Source organism: Nisaea nitritireducens, from assembly GCF_014904795.1.
In the GTDB taxonomy this organism is placed as follows: domain Bacteria; phylum Pseudomonadota; class Alphaproteobacteria; order Thalassobaculales; family Thalassobaculaceae; genus Nisaea; species Nisaea nitritireducens.
In genome coordinates, this window is the sequence record NZ_JACZFS010000009.1 from 251,311 (window position 1) to 269,607 (window position 18,297).

Below are 18,297 nucleotides of genomic sequence, written 5' to 3' on the forward strand. Positions count from 1 at the left end.
GCGGAACACTCACCCGCTATAAATGCAGCGAGATGTGAGGAAGCGCATGGTAAGCTCTGGTGACAGTGGCAATGGCGGCGGGGCGCTTTCGGCAGCCGATGTGCAGTCTCTGCTGAAAGATCCCTCAGCTGATAATCGTGCCGCGACAGTGGCGAAGGTGGCAGGCCAGCTGTCTACCTCCAGCTTTTCCGCAACAGAATTGCCGATGGCCCAGGAAATTCTCCGGGTCATGGCGCGCGATGCGGAACGCAGGGTCCGTGAAGCGCTGGCCCGCGAAGCGAAGTCTGCGAAAGACCTGCCGCATGACGTTGCGCTGCTTCTGGCAAAAGACGTGGAATCGGTCGCAATGCCGGTCCTCGAATTTTCCGAGGTGCTGCGCGAGGATGATCTGGTCGAGATCGCGTCCGCTGCGGATGAGATGAAGCAGTCGGCAATTGCCCGGCGTGAAAACGTTCCGGAGGCTGTTGCCGAGACACTGATCGACAAGGGAAATCAGACAGTCGTTGAAACGCTGGTGCGGAACGAAGGCGCTACGATTTCCGAGAGCGGCTTCAAGAAGGCGATCGACCGGTTCGGTGACGATGAGAATATCCAGGACGGGTTGGTCAACCGCTCGTCTCTGCCGGTTGGAATTTCGGAGCGTCTGGTTTCGATCGTGTCGGAGCGTCTGCGGGAGCATCTGGTTAAACACCATGATCTGCCGGCAAACATGGCGACCGACCTGCTTCTGGAAGCGCGCGAGAATGCCACGCTGAGCCTTGTGTCAAACGGAGCCGGCGCGCAGAAGGTCGAAGACCTTGTCGCCGAATTGCATCGCAATGGCCGCCTTACGGAATCAATTGTTGTCCGTGCTGCTTGCCTCGGTGATCTGTCCTTTGCCCAGGCGGCACTGGCCGAACTGGCATCCGTCCCGTTGTTAAATGCACAGAAGCTGTTCGACGATGAAGGTAATCGCGGACTGAAGGCGCTGTTCGAACGGTCCGGGCTGCCGAAGCGCTCTTTCCCGGTACTGCGCAAAGCAATCGATGTGATGCGTGATACCGATTATGACGGGCTGGAGAGTGACCGGGAGCGGTTCAGTCTCAAGGTTCTGGAGCGACTGCTGACCGCATTCGAGACGGACGATTTCGGCCTTACCGAGGAAGATACGGATTACTTGCTGAAGCGTCTGGCCACCTTGACCTCAAGCACCGCCGAGGCGCGCGAGCATTTGCACTGAGGCCGGTTTCCGTGACGTTTTTTAACCGTCTCCGGAAATAGTTTTCTCAGGCTTTCACGTTACGCGGAAGACTGACGGTGAAGGTCGATCCTGCACCCGGACTGCTTTCGACAGAGAGTGTGCCGCCATGGGCCTCGGCTATTGGCCGGCAGATACTCAGGCCCAGACCGGTGCCGCTGCTGTGCCTGTCATCGGCACTGTCCACCCGGAAGAAACGTGTGAAAATCCGTTCCTGCAATTCCTTGGGAATGCCTTCCCCGTGATCCCTGACCGAGAAGGTTAGGGTGTCAGCCGTGCTTTCGGACCTGACTTCGACCTGTTGGCCTGATTTGGAGAATTTGATCCCATTCGATATCAGGTTCGTAATGACCTGAGTCATGCGGTTTGGGTCGCCTGTAAAAATCGGGTTTTCGGCGGTTTTGCAGATCTTGAGGCTGACACCAAACTTGATGGAGTACGGCTGCATGCTGACGACGCAGTCAGAGATCAACTGTTCAATATCGCTCTGCTGCATATCGTAAGACATCTGACCGGCATCGATTTTCTCAATATCCAGAATATCGGTCACCAGAACGCCGAGACGCTCGCTATTGCGATAGGCGATATCGATAATTTGCTGCATCTGGTCGGTGAGCGAGCCGGCAACTCCGCTGCGTGCCAGCCCTAGGGCTCCGGTGATCGAGGTGAGCGGCGTCTTCAATTCGTGACTGACAGTGGAAATGAACTCGCGCTTGATGCGTTCAAGATGCTTGCGCTCTGAAATATCGCGGATAATGCCGACAAACCGGAGGCTCGTGCCGACGAACATTTCACCGACCGCGAGTTCGATCGGAAAAACGGTTCCATCCGATTTAATCGCGGTGAACTCCCTGTTTTTTCCAATTACGTTCTTGGTATGGCCGGTCAGATAGCTCGCGATATAGCGCGGATGATTTGCGTGGTGCTTCCCGGTCATGAGGATACTTACGTTTTTTCCGAGAGCCTCTTCGCGCCGGGTTCCGAACATGCGTTCGGCTGCCGGATTGAAGGTGAGGATGACGCCATTGCTGTCGATAGTGATAATGGCATCGACCACCGTATCGAGGATGGCGCGGATCGACTCTGCCCGTTCGGCAAGGACTTCGGTGGCTTTAACGTGCTCGGTCACATCATGTGCGACGATCATGTGTTGAATGACAGTGCCATCGCTGGCCCGGATCGCCTGCCGCTCGAATTCGACCCAGATCGGCGTGCCGTTCTTTTTGTAATGCAGTATCGTGCCGCTGACCGACTTGCCGTGCTCAATATCGTTGTCGACGGATTCCGCGACCGATTTGTCGGTATCCGGCCCGCGCATGAAGGAGCGGGGTTCTTTCCCGGCTATCTCTTCGATCGTGTATCCGGTGCTTTCCGTGAACGCGGGATTAACCCATTCCACCCGACCGTCTTCGTCGAGGATCGTGACCATGGACCTGGTTCGATCCACGACAACCGATAACTGGCGGGCCTCTAGTTCGCTTTGCTGCAATCGGGCAAGTGTCGCCTTCAGCTTGGCTTCATTCTGCTTGAGCCTGGTAATGTCGATCCTCAGGCCAATGCGCATGCCGTCCGCTGTTTTGCGCTCGGCAATCCGAAGCCATCGTCCGTCGCCCAGTTGCTGCTCAATGTCCTGATTGGACGCCTGGTGTATTGCCAGCCGCTCCTTGAACCATTCCTCTTCGCGGCCGACAGCCTCCGAGTATTCGCCGGCCTCGAGTCCTGCGCGGACAATCTCGGTAAATGTCGCGCCGGGCTTTATGACATGGGCGGATCTGGTATACAGATCGCGATATTTCTGATTGCAGACGACGAGGCGGTCGTCAGAATCGAAAATGACAAAACCATCTCTCAAAGCTTCAATTGCATCGAACAGCTTTTCTTCAGCCGACCGTGCGCGTTCGACAAGAAGTGTGTTGTCTGAAATGTCCTTGATGATGCCGCGGATAATCGACGGTTTGTCACAATGCACCGGTTCAGCCCGGAGCATGTAGGTCACGGTGCACGCTGCCTCGTCTGCCTGAGCCTCAAAGGTAACCGGATCCGGAATGGCGTTGTTGAAGATTGTTTCGAACGCCCGGCGCAGCAGAGGCTGATCGGACGGGACCACCAGCGAGGCGTCAATTTCACCGCTTGGCAATAATTCAGGCTTCCAGATGGACAGCATTTCAGCAGCGTGAAACCGGAATTCTTTCCGCTCGGAATCCCATTCCCAATAAAGCGCTTTCGAGAGTTGCTGGAGCGCTTTCATCCTGTCCGCGTCGCTGGAACCGGGAGCAACGCTGGTGATCTTCAGTTTTTGCATCAAGCCCTCGTCATTGCCCGAATTGCAGGCGCGCGACGCAGTGTCGCTCTCATGGCTGACCATGATGCTCAATCCCGCTTGAAGCCTGATGATCGCGGGAATGGCCAGCAACGACGGTGACATAGGAGAGTTAATACTTCGTTGTTATCGTATGAGTTGGGGACTCTGCCGGATATCGGTATGGTCTCGTAATATTTCGCCGGCTTTAACCGGATTTAAACCGCTGTCTCATACGCTAACTGAGAACGCAAATAGCGGTGGCACATGGTTTGTTGGGCAAGGGTAAGGATGCTTCCCAGTGAATGGCTGGACGGAGATGGTGAGGCTGCAATGAAGAAACTGGCGCTCGGGCAATGACGGACGGCGATCTTCGGCAGGCATTCCTGGCACTCCGTGACGAATTTCTCGAAATCTGTCGCGGCCGCATCGGTGTGATCGAGCGGAACTGGTCGGAAATCACCTCCGGATCCGATGATGCAAAAAATCCCGAGGCATTGGAGTTCGTTAAGCGCGAAGCCCATACGATTGCAGGTACTTCCGGTACTTATGGGTATGCCGACGTCTCTAAATCCGCGAAAGAGCTTGAAGTTCTTTGCATCAGGTTGATGGACCAGGGTGTGAGCGACATGGATGACGCTCAAAAAGAGGAGCTTGCGGCGGCAGTGACTTCTTTACTTGAGGAAAGCACCCGTATGTTCGCGGACCCTGAAATCGGTACTGTCCCGTTCTGATGATGGTGAGAGTCAAACAATCATCCGGTGGTCCGGGCGTTCCAGATACGCTCCACTTCTTTGCTCAGTTGCATGGGGTCGAACGGTTTGGCGATAACGCCGATAGCCCCGATCTCCATCAGGCTGTCGATCTCGTCTTTCTGGGTCTTCGCCGTCATGAAGATGACCGGTATATGACTTGCCGCCGGGATTTTCTGAAACGCGAGGTATGTCGTCGGACCATCCATCTCAGGCATCATGACATCCATGACGATCAAATCGGGCGCCGTGTCCGCCACGGCTGCTATGGCATCCTTGCCCGAGGCGCAGGAGAGAACGTCAAATCCTCCGATGGATTCCAGAGTCAGCTTAGTGATCGACCGGATGTCGGCTTCGTCGTCTACATGCAGAATTTTGAGCATTGGCATTGCTTTCCAAGTTCCCGCAATCGGCGGGAGGGCGGAAGAACCGTGTTTGGCGAAAGCCGTCGCGTCAATAACACCGATAGTTCCACGCGAATTTATAGACCGAACTCTAGCGCAATGGCGTCTCGCCAACGAGTGGTAAAGCATGCCATATGATTTTGAGCGGCCCGGCGGGGCGCGGTTTGACGGCAAAAGGAAGGCTCGATAGCTGATGGAAGATTTTGAGAAGCATCTGGCGCGGTTGCATCAGGAGTTTTTGGACTATGCAAATGACAGCATAGGCCAGCTCGACAAGATGCTTGATGGCGCTGCCGAACGTGGCGAGCTCGAGCCGTCTGAAATGGTCGATCTCGCCAGGATCGTGCATTCGCTGAAAGGGTCCGGCGGCACGTTCGGGTTCACCAACCTGACAATCCTCGCGCATCGCTGTGAAGACTATATTTCAGCGTCGGATTCAGGGGCACCGCTCAAGATTTCGGATATTCGGATTTTCGTTGATCGGCTTGGCGATGTGATCGATGGGCGCATTTCCAACGATGGTCCGATCGATACTGTTGTCCGCTCTCTCCCGATGCGGTCCCGCTTCGACGTTTCGGATGTCACGGCCACAGAAGTTGAAATCGGTCTGATCATGGAGCCCGGCGCACAGGCGCGTCTTGTGACAAAAGAGCTTGAAGCTTGCGGCTATCGCGTTACGGGCGTGCAGTCGTCGATCCAGGGCATCGGTTACGTTTATCAGACCCGCCCGGACTGTGTTTTCGTTTCGGCCAACATGCCTGGTATGGATGGCGTGGATCTTATCTGCGCCCTGAAAGCAATGAAGGCGACGAAAGATATTCCCTGTGCCTTGTTGACCTCCTTTACCAGGGACAATCAATTGCTGAAGACGCTCCCGGAAACGGTTCCTATCGTGCGTAAAGGTAAGGAGTTCGGCGATGACTTGGCAGAAGCTCTGCAAAAGCTTGGATTAATCTAGGCTCTATCGAGGGGATGGCAAGACTGTAAAATTTGTATAAAAAAAATTAGGAAAATTGAATAAATAGTACATTCATCTTTGCTGGAATATTTCCGAATCTTGTTTTAATGAGGGTGCGCAGTTTTAAACCGTCGCCTGTAATTAGATCCCCCTCGACAACGAGTGACAATGACGCAGACTTGGACCAGCAGCCTTGCCGTTGCCGTCGAAGAGGTTATCGACGGTACCTTTGATGTGCCGCCCGACCCTTCGCGTGACGGTATTGTCATCTGGAATTCCGAGGGCCGGTTGAGTGCCTACAATCGCTCGATCTTCACTCTGCTCAATTTGCCGGACGATGCGTTGTCCCTCGGCATGGGAGAGCAGGATGTTCATTCCCTGCAGCCTTCTTATGGCGATGTGCGGTTTCTCAATGGTTTTAGTGCCGACCAGCTGACCGGGATCTCGACCGTTGGCTCGGGAAGCGATCATTGGCAGGCTATTCTCCAGTCCGGCCGGGTTGTTCGTATCGACACCCGCCGATTGAGGCAGGGCGGGCTGGCAACGGTTGTTGCTGATGTATCGGAAGAATTCTACCGGCAGGCAGCCGAAGAGGAGGCCGCGGTGCTGCGCAAGACGATCGAGGATTGTCCCATCGGCGCTTTGGTCCTGAGCTGCGACGACAATCGGCGGCTGATTGCGAACTCGGCCCTTGTGACCTGGCTTGGTGAAGATTTAATCAAGACGCTCGCCGAGAATGGCCCGCAACCGGTTGGTGAGAACGCCGACAATCTTGAAGCTGTGCTGACGGACCCGGAATTCAGCGCTCGAATGGCTGATCACGAGGTTCAGTGCACGGCGGCGGATGGCGAGACACATTGGGTATTGTTGTCCGGCAACCCTCTGGAGTTTGAAGGCTGCGCGGCGCGAATTATCTGGTTCCGTGATATTTCAGTGCGGCGGCGTCAGGCGCACGATCTGCAGACCAAGGTCGCGGATAAAACACGGCAGCTCGAAGACGCCTTGCATCGCGCCGACCTGGCCAGCCTGGCGAAGACACAGTTTCTCGCCAATATGAGCCACGAATTGCGGACCCCCCTGAACAGCATCATCGGGTTCTCCGACCTTCTGCAAAAGGAGATGTTCGGGCCGATCGGCAGTGAGCGATATACCGAGTTCGTCCAGCATATTCATTCAGCCGGTGCGCACCTGCTTGAGCTGATCAACGACATTCTCGATGTTTCCCGGATAGAGCTTGGAGAGATGGGGCTGAAGGAGGATCTGTTCGACCTTGGTCGCTCGGTTTCCACCACAATCGCCATGATCCGCCCGAAACTTGCCGAGAAGTCGCAACATTTCACCGCAGAGCTTCCGGACAGGCCGGTTGGGTTTACCGGGGACGAGCGGCAGATCCGTCAGGTTCTGATGAATTTGCTGACTAACGCCGTGAAGTTTACGGATACGGACGGCACGATCACTCTGCGGCTGACCATCGATCCGGAAGCCGGAGCTGTGCTTGAGGTGAAGGATAACGGAATGGGCATTCGCGAGAGCGACCTTGATCGTGTCCTTAACCCCTTCGAGCAAGCGACGGACGAAACCTACAGCCGCTCGATCGAAGGCGCCGGGCTTGGCCTTTATCTGACCCAGGCGATTGCCAAGTCCCATGGCGGCGATCTGAAGATCAGCAGCCAGTTGGGCGTCGGGACGAGTGTTACCGTGACCTTGCCGGCCACCCGGATCGAACCGCTCAGCTGATCCGGTCATCCCAGGGAGCTTTATTCCAGATGTGCCTCGACCGGCACGCCAGCCGGCGTGCGGATAAAGAGCGCGAGTACGGCACAGGCCGCGGGGTATAGGGCGAGGCCTTGGATCATCATGGTAGGCGAGCCGAAGTGATCGAACGCATAGCCGATCGGTAGCGGTCCGATGGATGCGCCGACGACGCCGATCATTTGTCCCACACCCTGAATACTCCCGAGATGCGCCCGGCCGAAGAAGCGCGGCCAGACATAGCCGAACAGCGTCATGCTGCAGGCATTCAGGAGGCCGAACAGGGCGGCATAGGCGATCGCTGTCGGAACATTGGTCACCTGCGTCACCATAAGCAGGGCCGTGGCCTGGATCAGCAGGGCGATTGAGAACGCATAGCGGGATTTGATCCTGTCGAGCGTGCGACCGACCAAAGGCATCATCGCCACCATTGTGCAGGCGGAAATCGGGAACATCCAGGCGGCGACCTGTTCTTCCAGTCCCTGTGCGCTAAAGATCTTCACCTGATAGAAATGCAGGCTTGTTACCAGCATGGCGATGGAAACCATCCCGAGCCAGAGCAGGTGAAAGGCTGGTGTCCTGAGCGCTTCGCTGAGGGACAAGCCTGACATGACTTCTGTCTGGGCTGCTTCATCGCCAGCCTGTTTTTCCGGAGCTATGCCATCGGGATGGAGCCCCTTCTGCTCGGGCTTGTCATGGACGAGCAGCCAGATGACAGGAAGCATCAGTATCCAGGTGGTCATGCCGAGCACAGTCCAGGCCTGACGCCAGCCAACAGTGTCGATCAGATATTGTCCGAGCCGCGGATGGATCGCCATTGAGGCGGCAAAGCCAAGCGCCATCAGGCCCATGGCGTAGCCCCGTTTCTTGCTGAACCATTGCGAGGTCATGTTCGCGCAACTCAGCATCAGCGAGCCTTGGCCGAAGAACCGCAGAAAAGCGAAACCGATGCCGAGCCAAAGCATATTCGCCGCGGCTCCGAAGAACAGACAGGCAAAACCGAGCAGGATGACGATTATACTCGCCATTTTACGGGCCCCGAAACGGTCGACGAGACGCCCCGTAAAAGGCAGGCAAAATGCGGCAAGCAGGGTGGCGGTCCCGTAAGCTGAGGCGATCTCCGTGCTGGAGATGCCGAGATCTTCACTTATCGGATCAATGAAAACGCTGAAGGTATGAGATTGACCGGGGCCGCTGGCAAAAAGGCCGAGTCCAGCAACGGAGAGAATGACCCATCCGTAAAAGATGCGATCGTTCAGGTAGCCGAACAGGTGATCGCGTAGCGCCGCGACGGACATTTATACCTCCCGGATGATTCTTAATTTCGAACTGAACCGCTCGATTGCCTCAAGATTGTAGGTAAAAAGGCCCAAGAACAAGCGAGATATTCATCTCCTGGTGGAAATACCGGACCTGCAGGATCTGTCCCTGCCGTGCGGCAGCGGTTGACGCTGCTCGACATTCCGGACAAGTTCCGTAAGAGTGAATGAAAACAACGGAATGGGTTTCCCGTGATAAAAATTGTCGAAGCCAAATTTGGTATCGGCGCGGTTGTTCGGCACAAGATGTTCGATTTCCGGGGCGTTGTGTTTGATGTCGACCCTGAATTTGCCAACACCGAAGATTGGTATCTCGCCATTCCGGAAGATCGCCGCCCGAGGCGCGATCAGCCATTTTACCATTTGTTTGCCGAAAATCCGGAAACTTACTACGTCGCTTATGTCTCGGAGCAGAACCTGATCGATGACAGCGACAACGGCCCGGTGAACCATCCCTCCATTTCAGAGCAATTCACGGGTTTTGATGACGGTCGGTATATCGTCCGTCACCACGAAGCCTGAGCCCAAGCTCGCAGTGAGTTGATGGCCGTCTTGCCGATCCATGTGCGATTGGCGGGACAGGGGCTCTATATGTATCCAGCAAGTGGTGCCGAGCTTGTCGGCGACGTGACCCACGCAAGCTGCCTGTTTCACAAGTATCGCTTAGACACCGGATAGCGGGCAGCCGGGGCTTGCTGATGGGAGTCCCGGCGTAACTGTTCTATGCGGCGTTTTTGCGCCGCGGGTGGTGAGGTGTCTGCTCCAAGCCCCGCTTTTTAAACTCCCACACCCGAGCGGGCGGCAGATTGCGCCATGCCGTGCCGACATGTCTTGCATTGATCCCGAGACCGTTCCGCAATGTCCGTGACACCGGGCAGCTCGGGCCGTAGCTGTACTGGACCAGGGAGCCATCTGCTCCCAGGACTGCGAATGCCTCGGCGAGGATCACATTGCGCTGGCTGCGGGGCAGTGACAGCAAGGGCAGGCTGGAGACGATTTTGCGAACAGGGCCGGCATTGTTCGCTGCGAGATGACGCCGAAGATGCTCGGCGTCTCCGGTAACGACGGTGACTTCCGGGAAAGCGCGCCGCAGCCAGTCGGACAAAGCCCGATCCCGTTCCAGAACGACCATGCGGTCTGGAGCGATACCGTTCTCTATCAGGGCGCGGGTAACTGCCCCCGTTCCACCGCCAAGCTCGACGATCCATTCGTCCGGTGCCAGATCGGCGACCGCACCAGCGATCAGTCGTGTCAGATCCCGTCCGCTGGGACGGACAGATCCGGTCTTAAGTGGGGCACGAAGCCATCTTGAGAGGAAGAAGATTTCCTCTCTGGCTGTTCGAAGACCCATGAAGCACTCCCTGAAATCAGGTCAGGATGTCGACCCTAAGAGTTCATAGATAGGCGCAACGATCTTGCACCAAAAGCATAAAAATCGCTGCCCATTTACGGATGTCCCGTATCGTTCCCAATATTCTAGGTCTTTGGCGGTTTTGCGGTACCCCGCAGTTTCGGATCCAGCAGGTCACGGAGCCCGTCACCAAGCAGGTTCAGGCCCAGTACAGTGACCGCGATAGCCGCTCCGGGGAGAATCGCCAGCATCGGCGCAAAATAAAGCATGGTCTGAGCCTCATGCAGCATCTTCCCCCAGCTTGGCTGCGGCGGCTGGGTGCCGAGGCCGAGATAGCTCAGACCTGCCTCGGCGAGGATGGCGAGGGCGAACTGGATCGTCGCCTGCACGATCAGCGGACTGGCGATATTCGGCAGCATGTAGCGCAGGGCGATCTGCAGAGGTGGCACCCCGACCGCGCGCGCCGCCGTGACATATTCCATCTTCCAGACCGAAAGCGAGACACCGCGGGTCAGCCGGGCGAAGACCGGAATATTGAAAATGCCGATAGCGATGACCGAATTCATGGTTCCGGGCCCATAGATCGCTGTAATCATCACGGCCGTGAGCAGGGCGGGGAAGGCGAAGGCGAGGTCGCTTGCCCGCATCACCGCTTCGCTGATTAGTCCGGGGCGCATTGCGGCGAGAAGACCGAGTGGGCCGCCGACACCGATGCCGAGGCCGACCGCGACCAGACCGACCGCGACCGAATTGCCCGCGCCGACCATCAGCATGGAGAGAATGTCCCGGCCGAAATGATCCGTGCCAAGCGGGTGCGCGATGGATGCGGCGCTGAGCTTTTCCGCGATATTCAGCACGGTGACCGGGTAGGGCGTCCAGACCAGAGCAAGCGCTGCCATCAGCAGGACTAAGAGGGAGATCGCACCGCCGATCAGAAAGCCGGGGTGACGCATCGCCCGGCGCCAGAAGCCGGCCCGGTGGCGGATGTAGCCCACGGCGGTGACTTCAGACATTGCCGCCGCCGTTTCTGAGGCGCGGGTCGGCCCAAGCGTAGAGTATGTCGACGATGAAATTCACCGTGATGACGATGGCGACAAGCAGAACGACGATATCCTTCACTACAATCAGATCCCGCTGGGCGATGGCCTGGAAGATCAGGCGGCCGAGACCGGGCAGGTAAAACACGTTCTCGATAATCACGGTGCCGGCGAGGAGGAAACTGAATTGCAGGCCCATGATGGTCAGTGGGGCGGCCAGTGCGTTGCGCACAGCATGACGCCAGAGCACGGTACCGCCTGGCAGCCCCTTGGCCCGGGCCGTCCGGATATAATCCTCTCCAAGCACGTCGATGACAGACGAGCGCGTGACGCGGGCCAGAATGGCGGCCTGCGGCAGCGCCAGGGCAATGGCAGGCAGGAGGAGGGCGCCGAGGGCGGGCAGGATACCGTCCTCGAAACCAGGAAAGCCGCCCGCGCTGGTCCAGCCGAGGGTAACGGCGAAAAGCAGGATCAGCAGGATGGCGAACCAGAAATTCGGCACCGCGACGCCAAGCTGGGCGATCCCCATGATAATGGTGTCGGCCGGGCGGCCCCGGAACATGGCGGACAGCACACCGCTTGGAAGCGCGATGAGCGTCGAGAACAGGATGGCCATCAGGGCCAACGGCAAGGTGACAACCATGCGCTCGCCAATGAGCTCGGAGACCGGAACGTCGTAGGTGTAGCTGATGCCGAGATCGCCCGAGAGGAAGGCCAGAACCCAGGAGACAAAGCGTTCTGGCGCAGGACGGTCGAGCCCCATCTGCGCCCGCAAGGCCGCGAGCGTGTCCGGCTGTGCATTCAGGCCAAGCATGACCTCCGCCGGATCGCCTGGAAGCACTTCCATAACGAGGAACACAATGAGGGCGGCGACCGCAAGGGTCGCCGCCAGAGTCGTCAGGCGCCGCACGACAAATTCAAGCATGGACGAAGTCCGGCTGGTTCAGGTTATTCCCAGTAAGCGGCCGTCACATCGTTGGCCTGGATCGGACGGTTTGCCCAAAGGCCCTTGATGCCTTTTTTCCAGACGCCATTCTGGGCGAGCTCGAACAGGAAGCCGTTGACGCTGTCTTCCGCCAGAACCTTCTGGGCCTCACCAATCAACGCTTTCCGTTTGGCCGGATCGACGGCTTCTGTCAGGTCCGCGTAGATCTGGTTGAAGCGCTCGCTCTTGTAATTGAAATAGTAGCTGTCGCGCGCGTAGATGCCGATATCGAACGGCTCGGTGTGGGACACGATGGTGAGATCGTAATCCGTGGTCTTGAACACCTGCTTCAGCCACTGCGCCCACTCAACCGGAATGATTTCTGCTTCTATACCGACCGCAGCCAACTGTGCCGCGATGACCTCGCCGCCACGGCGAGCATAGCTTGGGGGCGGCAGGGTCAGGCGCAGTTTCAGGCCACTCGCGTAACCGGCTTCCGCCAGCAGGGCCTTTGCTTTCGCCATATCATGCGGATACATGCCGGTCAGATCGACATAGGCCGGGTGATGCGGGGCAAAATGGCTGCCGATGGGCGTGCCGGAGCCGAACATGGCGCCGTCGATGATCGCCTGCCGGTCAATCGCATGCGCGATGGCCCGGCGCACTCGGATGTCGCTGAGGGCCTTGCTCGTATTGTTCATGGAGAGGATGGTCTCCCCCTCCGTGGTGCCAACGACGACCTCGAAGCGCGGATCGGCGCGGAACTGCTCCAGCAATTCCGGCGCGCCGAAATTCGGGAAGACGTCGATATCGCCCGACATCAGCGCGGCGGCTGAAGAGGCGGCATCCGGCATGACCTTGAAGCTGACTTTGGAAAGTTTGGCGGCAGCGCCCCAATAGGCGTCGTTTCGTTTGAGCCGGATCTCGGCGCCTTTGGACCAGCGGTCGAAGGTGAACGGGCCGGTGCCGACCGGTTTGGTTTTATTCGTGTCCGCGCTTTCCGGCGCGACCATGACAACGTCGCCCCAGCCCAGATTGAACAGGAAATGACCCGTCGGGCGCTTCAGGGTGATGGTGACGGTCGCGGCATCGGGTGCCTCGATCTTGGCGATCGGCTCGAAAAGGCCTTTCTGGGCGTTGGTGCTGTCTTCCGCCATGGCGCGGCCGATCGAGAACAGAACGTCGGCGGAATCGAACGCCGTGCCATCGTGGAATCTCACACCATCGCGAAGTTTGAAGCTGTAGGTCAGCCCGTCGTCGGAGACGGTCCAGCTTTTGGCCAGTCCGGGCAGTACGGCGCCGTCCGGACCGATCCGGGTCAGGCCTTCGAACACGTTCTGATAAACGACCTCGTCAATCGCCGCGGCGGCACCCCCGGTTGGGTCCAGATGCGGCGGCTCAAGCCCAATGCCGAGTGTCAGAGTATCTTTGGCGGCGACCTGTCCGGACATACCGAGACCGGCAGCCAGAAACGCTGCTGCGAACAGCTTGGTTTTCATTGTTTGTCTCCCTGCTCAAAGCGGACCGCTCGAAAGGGGGCAAGCCTTACATGCCCTCTGTTGCGCTGCAATAGCAGGAATGGGAATGTGGGATGCTTTGAAGAACTGGCCGCCGGGCTAGCTGTTTTCATGCAAAGCGGCTGAAAGCTTCGCCGCAGCTTCAGCGAGCGCGGTCCGTTGCGGCGCCGCGATCTCGGCATTCTCGAGGCAGTCGGCGGCCGCAGACAAAATGTCCGCCAGTAGATAATCGTGAAGATGGAATGACGCGACACGCTTGTCGTCTCCCGGATGAACGAGCTTTATCGCGATGCCATCGCTGTCGCGCTCCACGTCGAACGTACTGTCACGACGGAAATAGCCGAGATAGGCCTTGTCGGGAAATTCAATGGAAACCTCGGCGCCATCTGTAATCGGTTTGCGCATAATTGCTCCACTCTATCGGTCGGAAAACGGGTGCCGACTATCTATTTGCGTGGTCGGTGGCGAGAAAACATTGATCCATATCAATGTTTTTGTCTTGTTTCCGAATATTGTTGAGAGTGACACTTAAGCTGAATGTGCCGCCACGACGACAGCCCGGTTTTGCCGGGCATACAATGAGAGCGGGCAAGCAAGAAGGACCGGAGGAATATGATGGTGTCGATGGATACCATTCAGGCGCATGGCAGCCGGATGGAGCCTGACGAACCTTGGGAATGGCTGGCGGCGGGATGGCGTGACATTCTGGCCGGCCCGGCAATCAGCCTGACCTACGGGATCGCATTCTCCATTGTCAGTCTGGGGCTTGCCGGTGCGCTCTTCTATTTTGATATCCCGCACCTTCTGCTGCCGCTTTCGGCCGGTTTCATGTTGATGGGCCCGATGCTGGCGGTTGGTCTCTATGAGATCAGCCGACGGCGTCAGACCGGAGAGCCTGTTTCCCTCAAGACGGCGCTTTTCGTCCCGGTGCGCAACCCGACACAGCTCGCCTCACTGGGTGTCATCCTGATGGCGGCGCACCTGATCTGGATTCGCATCGCCACGCTGCTTTATGCGCTGTTCTTCGGCACCCAGCCTTTTCCGGGGCTGGAGGAGTCCATCAGCATCCTGTTCTTCACGTTCGACGGCCTTGGTCTGCTTGTTGTCGGTACCGCATTCGGCGGCGTTCTGGCAGCGGCGGTCTTTGCGCTTACGGCTTTCTCCGTGCCGATTCTGATGGTGCGCGACGTGGATGCTGTGACGGCCATTCTGGAAAGCGTGAAGATGATACGGCAGAACCTCTGGCCGATGCTGGTCTGGGCCTGGCTTATCGTGATGCTGACGACGGTCGGGATCGTGACCTGCTTCGTCGGTCTGGCGATTACCTTCCCGCTGATCGGTCATGCGACCTGGCATGCCTACAGGCGTGCCTTCGATGGGGTCAGGCCAAGCTAACCGGCCGACTTTGTATTGGCTGTCCCGCCGAGCCAGTCGAATGCGCGGGGATACCAGTCCTTTGGAGCCGCGTGCCCGCCATCATAAAGGCAGAGCGCGAGACGGGAGCCACCGTCACAGTGGTTCCATTCCTTGCAAAGCAGACCCTTCGGCCCGGTGCGCTCGACTTCAGGCAGCGCGCACCGGTTATGCTGGCGCAGGATATCGAAGCTCTGCAACACGTCTCCCTGGCGCCATCGCTCGCGAATGGTTCGTCCCTCCAGCGGCATGATCTTGTCGCCGCGTCCGTGCACATGGATCATTGTTACTGGACCTGCTGGACAAGTTACCGGGTGCGGGCGCCAGAACGCTCCAGCAACAGGAAAGAAACCGGCATAGCGATCCCCGGCCAGACAAGCGATATCCCATGCCATGGACGCGCCGAGCGAGAAGCCGGAGACCCAGAGGCGCGACCGGTCGATGGGCCAGCGTTTGGCGACATCCTCGACCACGGCTGCCGCGAAGGTGATTTCATCCCGATTTTTCGAGGGGGCGCCTCTTACGGACCAGCCCCCGTCGATCCCGTTCGGAGCGATGACAAGCGCTCCGGCGTCATTCGCCGCCTTTGTCAGTGCTTTCATTCCCATGACCGTGCGGCCGGTCTGACGATAGCCGTGATAGTAGAACAGAACGGGTAGCGGGGAGGTGCGGTCCCAGGCAATTGGCGCGCGTGCGTAGTAGCTGCCCCCAATCAACACGCATTCGTTGTCAGGCCCGCAATTAGGCTCCGCACTCTGTGCGTCTGTCATCAGACTGCCAGTGAGGATGAGGGTCAGGAACGCTGCCCGGATGATGCGCGGCCATTGCATGGAAATGACATTGGCCCATTCACGCGCGAATGTAATCCGCGAGGGACGTTAATAACGGCGTCGTGAAGGACGGTCAGTCGTCGTCCAGCATACGGTGCGCGGCGCCGTCCAGATCCTCGAACTGGCCGTTCTTGAGCGCCCAGAGAAAGGCGATCAGGCCGATCAGGCCGAGGAACAGGGCGGCGGGGATGAGGAAGCTAAGCGCGGTCATCTTGATGCTCCGGCAGGATCTGGCCGAGTTTAATGCGCAGGGCGTTCAGCGTCACCACCAGCGAAGAGGAAGACATGGCGATGGCGGCAATCAACGGCGTGGCGAAACCTGCGGCGGCAACCGGTATCGCTATCAGATTGTAGGCAAGGGCGAGGGTGAAATTCTGCATCACCAGTGCTCTGGAGATCCGGGCGGTCTTCAGGCTTTCCAGAACTGGTGCGAGATGATGGCCCTGAAAGATGAAATCCGCTGCTGTCTGACTTGCGTCCGCGGCGGTGCCCGGAGAGATCGAGGCGAAGGCGGCGGCGAGGGCCGGTGCGTCGTTCAGCCCGTCGCCGACCATGCAGACCCGGTGCCCCTGTGCTGTGAGTGCATCCAGCCGGGCGATTTTGTCCTGTGGCGTGCAGCCATGCCGCCAGGTCGTAATCCCGAGTTCCTTCGCAATCCGGGCCACCGCATCCTCCCGGTCGCCGGATAGCAGCTCCACTGCATAGCCGTCTTGCTGCAGGGCGGAAATCACGGCTTCCGCATCGGAACGGACAGTGTCGTTGAACCGGAACTGGACGTGACGGCCATTCTCGGAAAGCCAGAGCTCCGAGCCGTCATGAATGAGACCTTCGTTGGCTGAAACACCGGCGAATTCCCGCCGTCCGAGACGGATCTCGCTCTGACCGTCCGTGGCTTTCAGCCCCTGTCCCGGGATTTCCTCAACCGACTGGAGCGCGGCGACCGGACCGGCCACCCGGCGCAGGGCGAGGGAAAGCGGGTGACGACTGGCGGCGGCCAGCGCGGCGGCGCGCTTCAGATCGGCGAGTGCGATATCATGCCGGTCAACCAGTTCGGGGTGACCGAGGGTCAGGGTGCCTGTCTTGTCGAAGACCACGGTGTCGACAGTCGCGAGCCGTTCGAGGCCGTCCCCGGATTTTGCCAGGATTCCGGCTTTCAACAGGCGCCCGACCGCCCCCGCCTGGACGGCCGGTACAGCGAGGCCCAGGGCGCATGGGCAGGTGACGATCAGAACGGTAATGGCGGTCAAAAGTGAGCCTTGCCAACTCATCCCGCCGATCAGGAACCAGCCGAGGAAGGTGGCCAGAGAGACAGCATGCACAACAGGGGCATACCAGCGCGCCATCCGGTCGGCCAGCCGCACATAGCGGGCCCGGCCCTGCTCGGCGGCTTCCATGAGGCCGACGATCTCCGACAGCAGCGTGCCCTCGTCGGTGGCTGTTACCGTTACGGTGACAGGTGCGCCGACATTGACCGTCCCGGCGAAGACCTTGTCGCCTATCCGTGTCGGGCGCGGCAGGCTTTCGCCGGTGACCATGGAGGTATCGATTTCGGTCTGGCCGCTGGCCACAAGGCCATCGACCGGCAGGCGTTCCCCTGCTGCGACGGCAACGCTCATACCGGGGCGGATAGAGTCGACCGGCATCGAGACATAGTTTCCGTCAGGGCCGATTACGGTTGCTGAGACGGCTCTGAGGGCCAGGAGGTTCTGGGCGGCGGACTCGACCTTGCGCCGCAGCGAGCGGTCGAGAAACCGGCCGATCAGCAGGAAGAAAAGCAGGCTGACCGAGGCATCGAAATAGACATGCTCACCGCCACGGGTGGTCTCGAACAGGCTCATGCCACAGGCGAGCAGCACGGCTAGCGAGATCGGCACGTCCATATTGGTACGGCCATGCGAGACAGCGGAGAGGGCCGAGCGGAAGAACGGACGCCCGGCATAGGCGACGGCAGGCAGGGCGATCAGCGCGGAGAGCCAGTGCATCAGCGTCCGCGTCGCTTCGCCCATGTCCTGCGCAAGGCCGGCCCATACGGCAACCGAGATCAGCATCACGTTGGCGGCGGCGAACCCGGCGACCGCCATGGCCTTCAGCAGATCCCGGTCGTCCGTGTTGGCCGAAGCCGCCAGTTTCACCGGATCGTAGGGGCTGACTTCATAGCCGAGATCGGCCAAGACGCCGACGAGGGAGGCCGCGTCCGTCTGTCCCTCGTTCCAGCGCAGATGCAGACGGCGCGTCGTTGCGTTGAGCCGGGCTGTCAGAACGCCGGGTTGTCCGTTCAGGCCGCCCTCTATCTGCCGCACGCAGGACGGGCAGTGCATGTTCCTGACAATCAGGTGCAGGTCCGAGATCCCGTCTTCACCGGCGACAACATAGGAGGCGACATCCGCCGGCCGGATGACATCATCCGCCAGATCCATGGCCGCCGCGATCTCACAGCAGCTCGCAAGCGGAGCTGTCTGTATGTTTTGCGTGCCGGTCGGGCTGTCGGAGGTGGCGTTCATGT

Annotated in this window: 17 protein-coding genes; 6 read left to right on the forward strand and 11 right to left on the reverse strand. The window is 58.8% G+C overall.

The genetic code is table 11. From position 1 onward, the window contains the following. Nucleotides 1–46 precede the first annotated feature (46 nt). On the forward strand, nucleotides 47–1,219 hold the full coding sequence (locus IG629_RS02755; protein ID WP_193170450.1) for a DUF2336 domain-containing protein: 1,173 nt from the start codon (nucleotides 47–49) through the stop codon (nucleotides 1,217–1,219). Nucleotides 1,220–1,265: 46 nt separating this feature from the next. Here IG629_RS02755 and IG629_RS02760 read toward each other — a convergent pair whose 3' ends face one another. Beyond that, the gene (locus IG629_RS02760; protein WP_193170451.1) at nucleotides 1,266–3,602 is read right to left on the reverse strand and encodes a PAS domain S-box protein; all 2,337 of its coding nucleotides are present in this window, start codon (nucleotides 3,600–3,602) and stop codon (nucleotides 1,266–1,268) included. A 290-nt stretch (nucleotides 3,603–3,892) separates the two neighbouring features. On the opposite strand from IG629_RS02760, the gene IG629_RS02765 reads away from it, so the two are divergent. Continuing rightward, nucleotides 3,893–4,270 carry an Hpt domain-containing protein gene (locus IG629_RS02765; protein ID WP_193170452.1) on the forward strand — a complete coding sequence of 126 codons (378 nt, stop codon included), beginning with the start codon at nucleotides 3,893–3,895 and terminating at the stop codon, nucleotides 4,268–4,270. A gap of 20 nt (nucleotides 4,271–4,290) precedes the next feature. Here IG629_RS02765 and IG629_RS02770 read toward each other — a convergent pair whose 3' ends face one another. Next, nucleotides 4,291–4,671: a response regulator gene (locus IG629_RS02770; RefSeq protein WP_226886394.1), complete on the reverse strand. Its 381-nt coding sequence runs from the start codon at nucleotides 4,669–4,671 to the stop codon at nucleotides 4,291–4,293. Nucleotides 4,672–4,885: 214 nt separating this feature from the next. On the opposite strand from IG629_RS02770, the gene IG629_RS02775 reads away from it, so the two are divergent. Both IG629_RS02775 and IG629_RS02780 read left to right on the forward strand, forming a co-directional pair. After that, nucleotides 4,886–5,650: an ATP-binding response regulator gene (locus tag IG629_RS02775; RefSeq protein WP_193170454.1), complete on the forward strand. Its 765-nt coding sequence runs from the start codon at nucleotides 4,886–4,888 to the stop codon at nucleotides 5,648–5,650. 168 nt (nucleotides 5,651–5,818) lie between these two features. Continuing rightward, entirely contained in the window at nucleotides 5,819–7,387 is a 1,569-nt protein-coding gene (locus IG629_RS02780) for an ATP-binding protein (RefSeq protein WP_193170455.1), read from the forward strand. A 20-nt stretch (nucleotides 7,388–7,407) separates the two neighbouring features. On the opposite strand, the gene IG629_RS02785 is transcribed toward IG629_RS02780, so the two are convergent. Next, nucleotides 7,408–8,700 (reverse strand): MFS transporter, encoded by a 1,293-nt coding sequence (locus IG629_RS02785; RefSeq protein WP_193170456.1) that lies wholly within the window; start codon nucleotides 8,698–8,700, stop codon nucleotides 7,408–7,410. 213 nt (nucleotides 8,701–8,913) lie between these two features. Between IG629_RS02785 and hspQ the strand changes: the two genes are divergently transcribed. Then, on the forward strand, nucleotides 8,914–9,243 hold the full coding sequence (gene hspQ, locus IG629_RS02790; protein WP_193170457.1) for a heat shock protein HspQ: 330 nt from the start codon (nucleotides 8,914–8,916) through the stop codon (nucleotides 9,241–9,243). A gap of 199 nt (nucleotides 9,244–9,442) precedes the next feature. On the opposite strand, the gene IG629_RS02795 is transcribed toward hspQ, so the two are convergent. The 5 genes from IG629_RS02795 to IG629_RS02815 form a co-directional block, all read right to left on the reverse strand. Further along, the gene (locus IG629_RS02795) at nucleotides 9,443–10,072 is read right to left on the reverse strand and encodes a class I SAM-dependent methyltransferase (RefSeq protein ID WP_193170458.1); all 630 of its coding nucleotides are present in this window, start codon (nucleotides 10,070–10,072) and stop codon (nucleotides 9,443–9,445) included. Between the two features lie 125 nt (nucleotides 10,073–10,197). After that, nucleotides 10,198–11,085, reverse strand: coding sequence for an ABC transporter permease (locus IG629_RS02800; RefSeq protein WP_193170459.1), 888 nt, complete (start codon nucleotides 11,083–11,085; stop codon nucleotides 10,198–10,200). After that, nucleotides 11,078–12,034, reverse strand: coding sequence for an ABC transporter permease (locus tag IG629_RS02805; protein ID WP_193170460.1), 957 nt, complete (start codon nucleotides 12,032–12,034; stop codon nucleotides 11,078–11,080). Before IG629_RS02805 ends, IG629_RS02800 begins: the two co-directional genes overlap by 8 nt. Before the next feature lie 23 nt (nucleotides 12,035–12,057). After that, on the reverse strand, nucleotides 12,058–13,533 hold the full coding sequence (locus IG629_RS02810) for an ABC transporter substrate-binding protein (RefSeq protein WP_193170461.1): 1,476 nt from the start codon (nucleotides 13,531–13,533) through the stop codon (nucleotides 12,058–12,060). A gap of 117 nt (nucleotides 13,534–13,650) precedes the next feature. After that, nucleotides 13,651–13,956, reverse strand: a complete 306-nt coding sequence (locus IG629_RS02815) for a hypothetical protein (protein ID WP_193170462.1) — start codon at nucleotides 13,954–13,956, stop codon at nucleotides 13,651–13,653. A 210-nt stretch (nucleotides 13,957–14,166) separates the two neighbouring features. On the opposite strand from IG629_RS02815, the gene IG629_RS02820 reads away from it, so the two are divergent. Next, entirely contained in the window at nucleotides 14,167–14,946 is a 780-nt protein-coding gene (locus tag IG629_RS02820; protein ID WP_193170463.1) for a DUF2189 domain-containing protein, read from the forward strand. Here IG629_RS02820 and IG629_RS02825 read toward each other — a convergent pair. From IG629_RS02825 to IG629_RS02835, 3 genes are all read right to left on the reverse strand, one after another. Then, entirely contained in the window at nucleotides 14,943–15,794 is an 852-nt protein-coding gene (locus IG629_RS02825) for an alpha/beta hydrolase family esterase (RefSeq protein WP_193170464.1), read from the reverse strand. The two genes, IG629_RS02820 and IG629_RS02825, sit on opposite strands and share 4 nt — an antisense overlap. Before the next feature lie 73 nt (nucleotides 15,795–15,867). Further along, nucleotides 15,868–16,005, reverse strand: a complete 138-nt coding sequence (ccoS, locus tag IG629_RS02830; RefSeq protein ID WP_193170465.1) for a cbb3-type cytochrome oxidase assembly protein CcoS — start codon at nucleotides 16,003–16,005, stop codon at nucleotides 15,868–15,870. Continuing rightward, nucleotides 15,992–18,295, reverse strand: a complete 2,304-nt coding sequence (locus IG629_RS02835; RefSeq protein WP_193170466.1) for a heavy metal translocating P-type ATPase — start codon at nucleotides 18,293–18,295, stop codon at nucleotides 15,992–15,994. The genes ccoS and IG629_RS02835 overlap by 14 nt, the downstream gene beginning before the upstream one ends. Between the last annotated feature and the right edge of the window lie 2 nt (nucleotides 18,296–18,297).